The organism is Polaromonas potterensis (assembly GCF_033446725.1).
Lineage (GTDB): Bacteria > Pseudomonadota > Gammaproteobacteria > Burkholderiales > Burkholderiaceae_C > Polaromonas.
Window position 1 is genome coordinate 386,310 of record NZ_JAWQLX010000003.1, and the last position, 11,531, is coordinate 397,840.

Genomic DNA, 11,531 nt, shown 5'->3' on the forward strand with positions numbered 1-11,531 from the left:
TTATGTATATTGACATTTAATCGATTCATCCATAACCAACAGCTATATTTAGAGCATGATCGACGGACACATCAAATTCAGGCACTTGCAGTGTTTTTTGGCGGTGGCCCAACATGGCAGCCTGCAAAAAGCCGCCGGGGCTTTGTCGATCACCCAGCCGGCGGTCTCCAAAACCCTGAAAGAACTCGAAAGCCTGCTGGCGGTGCGCCTGTTTGAGCGCGGACGCCGCGGCGCCGTGCTCACGCGTGAAGGCGAGGCCTTCACGCGCCACGCCGGCGCCAGTGTCAGCGCGCTGCGGGAAGCCGTGGCCAGCGTGGCCCAGGTCAGCAGCGAAGCCGGCGCCGTCGTGACCATCGGCGTTTTGCCCACTGTGGCGCCATCACTGATGCCTGAAGTGCTGCTACTGATGGACAGCCAGCAAGCCAAAGAGCCGGCCTGGCCGCGCAGCAAATTACGCATCCACACGGCCTCCAACCCGCAACTGCTGAACCAGTTGCGTCAGCGCGAACTCGACATGGTGATAGGTCGTTTTGCCGAGCCCTCGCACATGCTGGGCCTGAGTTTTGAGCACCTCTATGCCGAACCACTGGTGCTGGCGGTACGGCCCGGCCATCCGTTGCTGGCCCCCGCGGCGGCAGGCCAGGACCCCTTGCTGCAACTGGCCCGCTTCACCGTCATCCTGCCCATGCAGGGCACGGCGATCCGGCACTCGGCCGATACGTTTTTGCTGCAACGCGGCCTGGGTAGGTTGGCGCACACGCTGGAGACGCTGTCGGTCTCGTTGGCGCGCCACTACGCCGCCGCCAGCGATGCCGTGTGCCTGTTCCCGCGGGGCGCCCTGGCGGCCGAGCTGGCCAGCGGCGCACTGGTCCGCCTGCCGGTCAACACCGCGGGCACGGAAGAACGTGTGGGTTTGACCCTGCGCGCCGACATGGCGGCCACGCCCGCCCAGCAGCAACTGATCAACACCATCCGCCTGGTTGCCCATACTTACAGGCTGAGGCCGTAAACCACCGGAACCACTCGAAAGGACGGCGCAGGCATCCCCCGATTGACGGCCTTGTTTGTACGACATACAGTTATTGGCATGCCCTCAGCCCACGAACCGACGGTGCTTGAAACACCAGCCCGCGCCACGCGCGAGCCCGGTCGGCGCATGCGCTCCCACCTGCTGGACATCGCGGTGGAACTGTTCAAGGTGCGCGGCCTGGGCGGCGTGTCGGTCTCGGACATTGCGCAGGCGGCGGACGCTTTCCCCAGCCAGGTGACGTATTACTTCCGCACCAAGGAAGCCTTGTTTGTCGAGGCCGCCTGCCGCGAAATCCTCTACACCGGGCAGCAGGCGGAACACGCCGCATCGACCGCGCCAACCCTGACGCTTTACACCCGCGCGCTGGTGGAAAGCGTCGTGGCATCGACCGGCCTGGCCCTGTTTATTGAAGCCCTGACCTTGGCGCGCCGGCGGCAAGACCTGGCGCCGCTGATCGAGCGCACCTTTGAACGCCTGCATGCCGAGGGAGACCGCGCTTACGCGGCGATTCGCGATGCGCGGGCTTGGCCGCATGACAACGACCCGGCCATGCGTGCGCGCCGCTTCTGGGCGCTGGCGCTGGGAGCTGTATTGCGGGGTGCGGCCACCGGTCTGAGCACGGCCGATTGCGCCAGCGACATGTTGCAACTGCTGCGTGATGAAACGCCTGAAGACGAACACCCAGAGCGCCTGGCACCCGCGCTGCGGGTGGTCGTCAAACCCATCCCAAAGGACAACCATGAGCGCCGCCGCCCGCGTCAAACCTGAGGATTTTTTCAGCCCCGAGGAATGGCGCCACTTGTCCGCGCGTTCGTCCTGGAAAGGCCTGGCGCTGGTGCTGCACTGCTGGCTGGTCATAGGCGCGGCCATGGGGATCGGGGTGGTGTGGCCCCTGAGCATCCCGCTGATGGTGGTGATCATCGGCAACCGCCAGTTGGGCCTGTTCATCCTGATGCACGACGCGGCCCACGGCTTGTTGCATGCCCATCGCCCAACCAACGACAAGCTCGCGCGCTGGTTTTGCGGCTTTGAACTGGATCTCTACCGGCCCTACCATTTGCAGCACCACCGCTTTGTGCAGCAGACCGAAGACCCGGACCTGGTGCTGTCGGCGCCGTTTCCCGTGACGGCCGACTCCTTGCGGCGAAAAATCATCCGGGACCTGAGTGGTCAGACGTTTTTCAAGCAGCGTTTCGGCCGGCTGGTGGACAAGCTCAAAGCGCGCCAGCCTGGCGAATCCGCCTGGGCGTTGATCGCCGCTGAAGCCAGCCAACAACGCGTGTTTTTACTCGGTAACGGCCTGGGCCTCACGCTGTTCAGTGTTGCCGGGCTGGGCTGGGCCTGGCTGCTGATGTGGCTGCTGCCCATGGCCACCTGGCTGCCGCTGGTCAGCCGCTTGCGCAACATCTCCGAACACGCGTTGATCGTGCAAAACGGAACCGACCCACTGCGCCACGCCCGCACCACCCACGCCAACCTGCTGGAGCGTCTGTTCATTGCACCCTACTGGGTCAACTACCATGGCGAACACCACATGTTCACGCAAATTCCCTGCTGGAACTTGCCTCGGGCACACCGGCTGCTGGCCGCCCGTGGCGTGACCGCGCGTATGGAGGTGCAGCCCGGTTACGCCACCGTGATCCGGCTGGCCTCAGCCGGCCGGTGAAGCAAACCGGGCCGTCAGTTCGCCCAGATTCAGCTCGGCCAACACCTCCTGCAAGCGCGCCTGCGCCTGACGGGTTTTGGCGGCGCTGGGCGTTTGCGACCGGCTGGCAATGATGAGTTCGTTTTTCATCGAATGCTCCCAGCCCACCAGCTCGGTCACCGTGACCTGGTACCCGTTGGCTTCCAGTTGCAGGCAACGCAACACATTGGTGATCTGGCTGCCGAACTCGCGCGTGTGCAAGGGGTGACGCCAGAGTTCGGCCAGCGGCGTTTTGGCCAGGGTCAGCGCTTTGTTCTTGCGCAACACACCCGCCACCTCCGCCTGGCAACAAGGCACCAGCACCATGTGGCGCGCCTGTTTTTGCAGGCCGAAAGCAATGGCGTCGTCGGTCGCGGTGTCGCAGGCATGCAGGGCGGTGACGATGTCCACCTGCGCCGGCAACTGGTCCGAGGTGGTGGCCTCGGCCACCAACAGGTTTAAAAACACCATGCGTGAAAAACCCAGGCGCTGGGCCAGCACGCGTGATTTTTCCACCAGTTCGCTGCGGGTCTCGATGCCATAAATCGACCCGGCGGTTTTCTGGCCCTGGTGCGCAACATTGAAAAACAGGTCGTAAAGAATAAAACCCAGGTAAGACTTGCCGGCGCCGTGGTCGGCCAGCGTGAAGCCTTTGTCAGCGCCAGAGACTTCTTCCAGCAGCGGTGCGATGAACTGGTAGAGGTGGTAAACCTGCTTGAGCTTGCGCCGCGTGTCCTGGTTCAGCTTGCCCTCACGCGTGAGGATGTGCAGCTCCTTGAGCAGCTCGATGGACTGGCCGGGACGGATTTCTTCAATGACTTGAACGGCAGGGTCGGCCTGGGTCGCCTGGCGGGCGGGCTTGCCGCTGCGGAGAGTACTGGTTTTTTGCATGACCCTCCAGTCTAGCGCCGCCTCCATCACCGCCCCTGCCGTGCCACAAATACCCTTCAGAGGTTTGCCCTGATAATTAAATTGCACGCAATTTAATTGCACTATACAATAGCACCATGCCCACCAAGACCGACGCCCTGCTGCAACTGGACAACCAGCTTTGTTTTGCGCTGTATTCCACCTCGCTGGCCATGACCCGGCTGTACAAGCCGCTGCTGGACGAGCTGGGCCTGACCTATCCGCAATACCTGGCGATGCTGGTGTTGTGGGAACAGGACGGCCTGATGGTGTCTGAACTCGGCGAACGGCTTTACCTGGACTCCGGCACGCTCACCCCTTTGCTCAAACGACTGGAGTCGTCCGGGCTGATCACGCGCATCCGCGCCCTGGAAGACGAGCGCCGCGTGCACATCACCCTGACCGCGTCTGGCCGCAAGCTCAAAACCCGAGCCGCCAAAGTGCCCGCCTGCATCCTGGCGGCCGCGCAGTGCCCGATTCCTGAACTGATGGCCCTGACCCAGCAAGTGCAGGCTTTGCGCCAGCGCCTGGTGGCGTAAAAATCCAAGATATTTTTCAACCCGCTCCCATTTCGGGGCATTTTTCAAAGGCAAGCAGCATGACCACGAAACTCGACAAAGTCCTCTACACCGCCAACGCCCACACCACCGGTGGCCGCGACGGCCAGTCCAAAACCGACGACGGCCGCCTGGACGTCACGCTGAGTTCGCCCGGCACCGCCGGCACCGGCACCAACCCCGAGCAACTGTTTGCCGCTGGTTATTCCGCCTGTTTCATCGGCGCCATGAAGGCCGTGGCCGGCATACAAAAAATCACCCTCCCAACTGACCTGTCCGTCGACGCCAGTGTGGACCTGGGCAAGATCCCGGCCGGTTACGGCATTGCCGCCCGCCTGGACATCAACCTCCCCGGCATGGACCGCGCCGCCGCCCAAGCCCTGATCGACGCCGCTCACCAGGTCTGCCCTTACTCCAACGCCACACGCGGCAACATCGACGTGACCCTCACGCTGAAGTAGATCGCCCCCACGCTTTTCACTTCGTATCATGCGCTGCCCCCCGAGGGGGCTAATTTTCCTCGGGGCGGCCCGTCGGAAAATTGCCGTGTGACACGGGGCCATGAGGGGCTGTCGCCAAAGCGGCCCGGCGGTGTTGAACCGCCGGGCCGCTTCGTTTATGGTGCAGCCATGACACACCACACCACCCGCGCCACCCGGTTTCTGGTCCGCAAGGACAATCTCAGCGCCACCCGGCTGGACAAGGCCCCACCGCGTGTACTGGCCGCCGGTGAGGTGCGGCTGGCCGTGGACTCTTTCGCGCTGACGTCCAACAACATCACCTACGCGGCGTTTGGCGACGCGATGAACTACTGGCAGTTCTTCCCGACGGGCGAAGACGGCTGGGGCAACATCCCGGTTTGGGGGTTTGCGACCGTGCGCGAATCGTTGTGCGACGGCATCGCGGTCGGCGAGAAGTTTTACGGTTATTACCCCATGGCCTCCGAAGCCGTGCTGGCGCCTGTGCGTGTGGATAGCAGCGGTTTTGCCGACGGCGCCGCCCACCGGCGCGAACTACACGCGGTCTACAACCAGTACATGCGTTGCAGCCGCGACCCGTTTTACAGCGCCGCGACCGAAGACCTGCAGGCCTTGCTGCGGCCGCTGTTCATCACGTCTTTCCTGATTGATGACTTTCTGGCCGACAACGACTTTTTTGGCGCCGCTACAGGCGCCATGTTGCTGTCCAGCGCCTCCAGCAAAACCGCTTACGGCACCGCCTTCCAGCTGGCGCAGCGGCCCGGCATTGAGGTGATAGGCCTGACCTCGCCGGCCAATGTTGCCTTCTGTGAAAGCCTGGGTTGTTACAGCCGCGTGCTGACCTATGCGCAGCTCGACCAGATCGCGGCCGACCGGGCCTGTATTTATGTGGACTTTGCCGGCAACGCCCCGCTGCGCCATGCCATCCACAGCCGCTTTGCCAAGCTCAAGTACAGCTGCTCGATAGGCGGCACCCACGTGACGCAACTGGGCGGCTCGAAAGACCTGCCCGGCCCGCGCGCCACGCTGTTTTTTGCCCCCGCCCAAATCAAAAAACGCAGCGCCGACTGGGGCCGGGACGGCCTGGGCCAGCGCCTGGTGCAGGCCTGGCAAACCTTCAGTGCCCGCGTGGCGCAAGGCCCGACGCCCTGGCTGCTGACACAGCAGCACGAAGGCAGCGACGCGGTGGCCGCGATTTACCAGCAGGTGCTGGCCGGCAGTGGCGACCCGCGCACCGGCCACATCCTGAAACTTTGACGGCGGCCCGGATTCGCTATTGTTTCCATAGCTGCTTGCGCCCGCACTTAAAGGGCTAGAGGCTTATTTCACTCATAAAACAGGGTGAAAGCGGGAACAACGACAATGGAGGCATGACCGACCAGCCGCCCACCGCCATGCCTGCCCAGGCGCTTCACGCCTACGAAAAACTCTCGCCCGACGTGGTGCTGGATGCGCTGGCCAGCGTGGGCCTGTACGGCGACGGCCGCCTGATGGCGCTGTCGAGCTACGAAAACCGCGTCTACCAGGTGCATCTCGAAAGCCCGGCCGGCGAAGGGGCCGCCGCCGGCGACATTGTGGTGGCCAAGTTTTACCGGCCCGGGCGCTGGAGCGATGTACAGATCACCGAAGAACATGCGTTTGCCGCCGAGTTGTTGGCCGCCGAAATTCCGGTGGTCGGCGCGCTGGACCTGAACGGCAGCACCCTGCACCACTTTGACGGCTTCAGCTTCAGTGTGTCGCCGCGGCGCGGCGGGCGCCGGCCTGAGCTGGACGACTTCAGCGTGCTCGAATGGATTGGCCGTTTCCTGGCGCGTATCCACACCGTGGGCGCTCGCCAGCCTTTCACACACCGGCCCGCGCTGGACCTGCAGACCTTTGGTTACGCCAGCCGCGACCTGCTGCTGGCCGGCCACTACCTGCCGCTGGACATGGAGTCCCGCTGGCTCAAGGCCTTTGAAGAAGCCATGAGCGTGGCGCAAACCGTGTTTGAAAGTGTGGGCGAGATCCGCAGCTTGCGCCTGCACGGCGACTGCCACCCCGGCAACATCTTGTGGACGCCAGAAGGCCTGGAAGGCGCCGGCCCGCATTTTGTCGATCTGGACGATGCTAGATCCGGCCCGGCGGTGCAGGACTTGTGGATGCTGCTGTCCGGTGACCGTGCGCAGCAAATCCCGCAACTGGGCGCGCTGGTCGACGGGTATGAAGAGTTTCGTGAATTCCCCCGGGCCGAACTCGCGCTGATCGAACCGCTGCGCACCCTGCGCCTGGTGCATTACAGCGCCTGGCTGGCACAGCGCTGGCACGACCCGATTTTTCCGATCAACTTCCCCTGGTTCGGCTCCAGCGATTACTGGAAGGGCCAGGTCGACATGCTGGAAGAACAAACCGAGGCCATGCAGGAAGCGCCGCTGGTGGCTTGAGACCAGCCCGGCACACAGGGCGCCGGGCAGGAAACCCGTCTTACTTGTTGACGCTGGCCACCATGGCCTTGAGCGCATCACGCTCACCCAGGTAGGTGTCGCGCGCGTATTTGGTGTACGTGGCCTGGTCCATGTACAGCGGCGTCATGCCCAGCTTTTGCAGTGCGACCTGGAACTGCGGGTCGTTGTACACATCGCGAAAAGCGTCTTCCAGCTTCTTGACCACGGCCGGGTCCATGCCTTTGGGGCCGGCAAAACCGAAGGGCGAGGTGTGGACGATGGGGTAACCCTGCTCCTTGAGCGTGGGCACATTCGGCAAATCCGGCGAACGTTTGTCGCCCAGGGCGGCCAGCACCCGCATCTTGCCCGCCGTCACATAAGGCAAGACCGAGCTGGCGCTGACCACGGCCTGGATGTGGTTGCCCAGCAGGCCGGCCATGGCATCGGCATCCCCCTTGAACGGGATGTGTGTCCAGTCCACGCCGGCTTTCTCACCGAGCTGGGCCATGCCGATGTGCTGGCTGCTGTAGGCGCCGGGTGTGCCGTAAGACACGGGGCCGGTTTTTTTCTTGGTGTAGTCGACCAGTTCGGCCAGCGTCTTCCAGGGCGAGGAGGCGTTCACGGCAATGTAGTAGTTGAAGCCGCAAACCGTGGAGATATAGGTCAGGTCTTTCAGCGGATCGTATTGCGCACCCGTGATGTGCGGCATGCGGAACACGCCAATCGGGATCATGGTCAGGGTGTAACCCGCCGGATCGGTGTTGAGCATCTGCACCGCGCCCAGGGTGCCGTTGGCGCCGGTCTTGTTCTCGATGATGATGGGCTGGCCCAGGCGTTTGCCGGCAAATTCGGCAAAGGTGCGGCCAAGCTGGTCGGTCACGCCGCCGGCCGAATAGGGCACGATCAGCTTGATGGGCCGGTTCGGATAGTTTTGCGCCATGGCGGGGATGGCGGCGGCGAGCAGGCCTATGGCCGTGACGGCGGTGGCAAACAGTTTTTTCATCTCAAGTCTCCTTTTATCAACGGGAAGTGCAAACCACCGCGCCAGGCGATGGCTCCGAAAAAATGGGGTCGGGTGGACAACTCAATCCTGGATCAGACCACGGCATTCGCCCACACCAATCGGGGCAAAACCTTCGCGCTGGCAATACCCGCGCATCACCAATTCGTCACCGTCCTGCAAAAAGGTGCGCGACTCGCCATTGGGCAGCAACACGGCTGTTTTGCCGCCTTCGGTGATCTCCAGCAGGCAGCCAAAACCGATGGACTCGGGCGCCGAAATGGTACCGGAACCGATCAGGTCACCCGGACGCAGATTGCAGCCGCCGGCCGTGTGGTGCGTGACCATTTGCGCCGGCGTCCACCACATGTAGGTGGAGTTGCCGCGCGACAGGCGGTGCGGCGCCAGGCCCTGCTCACGCATGTTGCGGGTGCTGAGAAACACCTCCAGCTCTATGCGCAAACCGCCGTTGACCTGGTCCTGTGCATCCAGCAGATAAGGCAGGGGCCGCGGGTCGGCCGCGCCGCGTACCATGGCCGGCGCACGAAACGGCGCCAGCGCATCGCTGGTCACCACCCAGGGCGAGAGGCTGGACAAAAAGTTTTTGCCCTGAAAGGGGCCCAGCGGCTGGTATTCCCAGGCCTGGATGTCGCGGGCCGACCAGTCATTGAGCAGGCCGAAGCCAGCCACATGGTCAGCCGCCTCGCTCACGGGAATGGATTGCGCCAGTGCATTACCGGGACCGATCCAGATCGCCAGTTCCAGCTCGTAGTCCAGCCGCGCGCTGGGCTGGAACACGGGCACCGGTCCGTCGGGTGTGTCCTGGCGCACCTGCCCCTTGGGCCGATGCAAGACCGTGCCCGAAGGTCGCAAGGACGAGGCCCGGCCGTGGTAAGCCACGGGCACATGTTTGTAGTTGGGCAGCAGGGGCGAATCGGGCCGGAAAAATTTGCCGGCATTCGTCGCGTGGTGGATGCCCGCGTAATAGTCCGAAAAATCACCCACGTCGGCGGGCAGCAACATCTCGCAAGCGGCTTGCGGTTTCAGAATCTGGGCGCGGTGTGCGCAAGCCGCGAGGCCTTCGGAGGTCTCGGCGGCGAGCAGGGCCGACAACTGCAAGCGCAGCGCGCGGCGTTGTGCGGCCGGCAAGGCCATCCAGGTATTAAGCACCGGGGCGTTCATGGCTTGCGCCGTGGCCGCATCCAGTTGCGTCAGCAGACCGGCCTGCAAGGCGGCGGGCAGGTCCAGCACCTCGTCGCCGATGGCCACGCCTATGCGTGGCCCGCTGTCGCTGAGAAACACACCCAGCGGCAGATTCTGAATCGGGAACTGGGTGTGACCGGCGGCCGATTCAACCCAGCTGCGCAGGCTCAGCGCATGGGTCGCGTCGATAGGGTTCAGGGAGGAGCTCATAGAAGTGTCATTCACGTTGTTTGAAGCGGCACTCAGGCCGCCGTGGTGGCGCCGTCCATGGTCCAGGCGGCACCGCGCACTTCCTGCGCGTCGTCGGAACACAGGAAAGCGGCCAAGGCCGCCAACTGACCGGTGGTCACAAAACGGCCCGAAGGCTGGCGCTGGCCCAACAACTGGCGTGTGGCGGCCGCGTCGTCCAGGCCTTCACGTTCAGCCAGCGCATCAACCTGGCGTTGCACCAGCGCGGTCAGCGCCCAGCCCGGGCAGATGGCGTTGCAGGTGATGTCGGTGGTGGCGGTTTCAAGCGCGACCGCCTTGGTCAGGCCGATCAAACCATGTTTGGTGGCGTTGTAGGCGGATTTGCCGGCGCGGCCACGCAGCCCGCTGATCGAGGCGATGTTCAGGATGCGGCCCCAGCCGCGTTCACGCATGGCCGGCAGTGCCAGGCGAATCGTGTGGAAACTGGCCGACAGATTCACCGCCAGCATGTCGTTCCAGATGGCCACCGGAAACTGCTCGATATTGCTCACATGTTGCATGCCGGCGTTGTTGACCAGAATGTCGATCGCGCCGTTGCGCTGTTCGGCCTGTCGAATCAGTTGCTCGATCTGCGCCGGGTCGCGCACATCGGCCATCACGTAAGACACGTCCACGCCGTACTCGGCCGCCACGGCGTCACACTGCGCCTGGCCTTCGGCCTGCGGGGCAATGCCGTTGAGCACCAGGTGGGCGCCCTCACGCGCCAAACGCTGGGCAATCGCCAGGCCGATGCCGCTGTTGCCACCCGTCACCAGGGCTACTTTGTCTTTCAAATTTGTCACGCGTGTTCTCTCCATTTCGCCAAGCGGGCCGCAAGGGCGACCCATGCGATGAATGCTAAAAAACCTTGATTCATATGTCCAATACCGTTTTAGACACCAACCTATACTCACAACGTCTTAATCAAACTCTCACCCCAACACATGGAACTCCGGCATCTGCGTGGTTTTCTGGCCGTGGCCCAGGAACAAAGCTTCACCCGTGCAGCCCACCGCCTGCACATGGCCCAGCCCCCGCTGAGCCAGCGCATCCGTGAGCTGGAACAAGAGCTGGGCGTGCGCCTGTTTGAGCGCCACACACGCAAGGTCAGCCTGAGCCACGCCGGCAAAACGTTTTTTGATGCGGTGCAACCACTGTTTGTGCAACTGGACCAGGCCGTCGAAGCCTGCCGCCAGGCCGACCGCGGCGAAAGTGGGCGCCTGCGTGTGGGCTACACCGGCCGCGCCAGCCATGTTTTGTTGCCACGCCTGGTGCTGGCCTTTCGCCAGCGTTTCCCCGAGGTGGTGCTGGACATCGAAGGCCCGCTGGCCACAGGCGCCTTGCGGCTGGCCTTGCTGGACGGCCAGCTGGATGTGGCGCTGTGTTTTTTGCCGCTGACCGATACCGGCATCGCCTCGCGCAGCTTTGCGGCCAGCGAGTTTGTGCTGGCCCTGCCTGCCTCACATGCCCTGGCCGAGCGCGACGAGGTGCCGCTGGCGCTGCTGGCCCAAGAGGCTTTTGTCGGTTACCCCGCCAACAAGGGTTTTCATTTGCGCGACGCCATGGACGCCGAATGCCGGCGCGCGGGTTTTCAGCCACGTGTGGTGCGCGAGAGCGAAACATCCCAAGTGTTGTTGTGCCTGATCGCCGCCGGCGCCGGGGTGTCCATCATCCCGCGCGAGTTGCAGTCACTCGACGAAATCGGCGGCGTGGTCTTCAAGTCGCTGGGGCCGGACGCACACCGCCTCAGCCATGGCCTGGCCTGGCTGCCCGGCAACCTCAACCCGGCCCTGCACAACCTGCTGGCGCTGGACCTGAGCCAGCCTCTGCAGAAAAATCCGGGAAAACCCTAGGAGTTATGCCCGGCTTCTGTGAATGGAGCTGTGGAAAAGAATGGGGACAAGTCCGCAAACCCGCGCCGGTATTGGGCTGGCGAGGACTGCTTAAATAGCAGGCAGTGGGCACATCTGGCCTCAAAATACCGTGGACACAAACACCTCACACGCAGCAACGCCATCGGT

12 protein-coding genes are annotated in these 11,531 nt (G+C 63.5%); 8 read left to right on the forward strand and 4 right to left on the reverse strand.

The window, feature by feature from the left end:
* Positions 1 to 55: 55 nt before the first annotated feature.
* The 3 genes from pcaQ to R6254_RS07885 all read left to right on the forward strand — a co-directional run bounded on the left by pcaQ (position 56) and on the right by R6254_RS07885 (position 2,696).
* Positions 56 to 1,009, forward strand: a complete 954-nt coding sequence (pcaQ, locus tag R6254_RS07875; protein ID WP_318405770.1) for a pca operon transcription factor PcaQ — start codon at positions 56 to 58, stop codon at positions 1,007 to 1,009.
* A gap of 78 nt (positions 1,010 to 1,087) precedes the next feature.
* Entirely contained in the window at positions 1,088 to 1,798 is a 711-nt protein-coding gene (locus R6254_RS07880; protein WP_318405772.1) for a TetR/AcrR family transcriptional regulator, read from the forward strand.
* A complete protein-coding gene (locus R6254_RS07885) occupies positions 1,770 to 2,696 on the forward strand; it encodes a fatty acid desaturase family protein (protein WP_318405774.1) in 927 nt (308 codons plus the stop codon). The genes R6254_RS07880 and R6254_RS07885 overlap by 29 nt, the downstream gene beginning before the upstream one ends.
* Here R6254_RS07885 and R6254_RS07890 read toward each other — a convergent pair.
* Entirely contained in the window at positions 2,682 to 3,605 is a 924-nt protein-coding gene (locus R6254_RS07890; protein ID WP_318405776.1) for a class I SAM-dependent methyltransferase, read from the reverse strand. The genes R6254_RS07885 and R6254_RS07890 overlap by 15 nt on opposite strands.
* Positions 3,606 to 3,721: 116 nt before the next feature.
* Here R6254_RS07890 and R6254_RS07895 point away from each other — a divergent pair, with 116 nt between their 5' ends.
* The 4 genes from R6254_RS07895 (at position 3,722) to R6254_RS07910 (ending at position 7,079) form a co-directional block, all read left to right on the forward strand.
* Positions 3,722 to 4,162 carry a MarR family winged helix-turn-helix transcriptional regulator gene (locus R6254_RS07895; RefSeq protein WP_318405777.1) on the forward strand — a complete coding sequence of 147 codons (441 nt, stop codon included), beginning with the start codon at positions 3,722 to 3,724 and terminating at the stop codon, positions 4,160 to 4,162.
* Positions 4,163 to 4,221: 59 nt separating this feature from the next.
* A complete protein-coding gene (locus tag R6254_RS07900; protein WP_318405778.1) occupies positions 4,222 to 4,641 on the forward strand; it encodes an organic hydroperoxide resistance protein in 420 nt (139 codons plus the stop codon).
* Between the two features lie 168 nt (positions 4,642 to 4,809).
* Positions 4,810 to 5,916 (forward strand): DUF2855 family protein, encoded by a 1,107-nt coding sequence (locus tag R6254_RS07905; protein ID WP_318405780.1) that lies wholly within the window; start codon positions 4,810 to 4,812, stop codon positions 5,914 to 5,916.
* Between the two features lie 113 nt (positions 5,917 to 6,029).
* On the forward strand, positions 6,030 to 7,079 hold the full coding sequence (locus R6254_RS07910) for a serine/threonine protein kinase (RefSeq protein WP_318405782.1): 1,050 nt from the start codon (positions 6,030 to 6,032) through the stop codon (positions 7,077 to 7,079).
* Positions 7,080 to 7,119: 40 nt separating this feature from the next.
* Here R6254_RS07910 and R6254_RS07915 read toward each other — a convergent pair whose 3' ends face one another.
* The 3 genes from R6254_RS07915 to R6254_RS07925 form a co-directional block, all read right to left on the reverse strand.
* On the reverse strand, positions 7,120 to 8,082 hold the full coding sequence (locus R6254_RS07915) for a tripartite tricarboxylate transporter substrate binding protein (protein WP_318405783.1): 963 nt from the start codon (positions 8,080 to 8,082) through the stop codon (positions 7,120 to 7,122).
* Between the two features lie 81 nt (positions 8,083 to 8,163).
* Positions 8,164 to 9,492, reverse strand: coding sequence for a fumarylacetoacetase (gene fahA, locus R6254_RS07920; RefSeq protein ID WP_318405784.1), 1,329 nt, complete (start codon positions 9,490 to 9,492; stop codon positions 8,164 to 8,166).
* A gap of 32 nt (positions 9,493 to 9,524) precedes the next feature.
* Positions 9,525 to 10,328 (reverse strand): 3-hydroxybutyrate dehydrogenase, encoded by an 804-nt coding sequence (locus tag R6254_RS07925; protein WP_318405785.1) that lies wholly within the window; start codon positions 10,326 to 10,328, stop codon positions 9,525 to 9,527.
* Positions 10,329 to 10,454: 126 nt separating this feature from the next.
* Here R6254_RS07925 and R6254_RS07930 point away from each other — a divergent pair, with 126 nt between their 5' ends.
* Positions 10,455 to 11,363, forward strand: coding sequence for a LysR family transcriptional regulator (locus R6254_RS07930; protein WP_318405787.1), 909 nt, complete (start codon positions 10,455 to 10,457; stop codon positions 11,361 to 11,363).
* Positions 11,364 to 11,531: the final 168 nt, after the last annotated feature.

Excerpts from the sequence above, each read along its gene's own strand:
- pcaQ (WP_318405770.1), top strand. The coding sequence starts at position 56 with ATGATCGACGGACACATCAAATTCAGGCACTTGCAGTGTTTTTTGGCG.
- R6254_RS07880 (WP_318405772.1), top strand. The coding sequence starts at position 1,088 with ATGCCCTCAGCCCACGAACCGACGGTGCTTGAAACACCAGCCCGCGCC.
- R6254_RS07885 (WP_318405774.1), top strand. The coding sequence starts at position 1,770 with ATGAGCGCCGCCGCCCGCGTCAAACCTGAGGATTTTTTCAGCCCCGAG.
- R6254_RS07890 (WP_318405776.1), bottom strand. The coding sequence starts at position 3,605 with ATGCAAAAAACCAGTACTCTCCGCAGCGGCAAGCCCGCCCGCCAGGCG.
- R6254_RS07895 (WP_318405777.1), top strand. The coding sequence starts at position 3,722 with ATGCCCACCAAGACCGACGCCCTGCTGCAACTGGACAACCAGCTTTGT.
- R6254_RS07900 (WP_318405778.1), top strand. The coding sequence starts at position 4,222 with ATGACCACGAAACTCGACAAAGTCCTCTACACCGCCAACGCCCACACC.
- R6254_RS07905 (WP_318405780.1), top strand. The coding sequence starts at position 4,810 with ATGACACACCACACCACCCGCGCCACCCGGTTTCTGGTCCGCAAGGAC.
- R6254_RS07910 (WP_318405782.1), top strand. The coding sequence starts at position 6,030 with ATGACCGACCAGCCGCCCACCGCCATGCCTGCCCAGGCGCTTCACGCC.
- R6254_RS07915 (WP_318405783.1), bottom strand. The coding sequence starts at position 8,082 with ATGAAAAAACTGTTTGCCACCGCCGTCACGGCCATAGGCCTGCTCGCC.
- fahA (WP_318405784.1), bottom strand. The coding sequence starts at position 9,492 with ATGAGCTCCTCCCTGAACCCTATCGACGCGACCCATGCGCTGAGCCTG.
- R6254_RS07925 (WP_318405785.1), bottom strand. The coding sequence starts at position 10,328 with ATGGAGAGAACACGCGTGACAAATTTGAAAGACAAAGTAGCCCTGGTG.
- R6254_RS07930 (WP_318405787.1), top strand. The coding sequence starts at position 10,455 with ATGGAACTCCGGCATCTGCGTGGTTTTCTGGCCGTGGCCCAGGAACAA.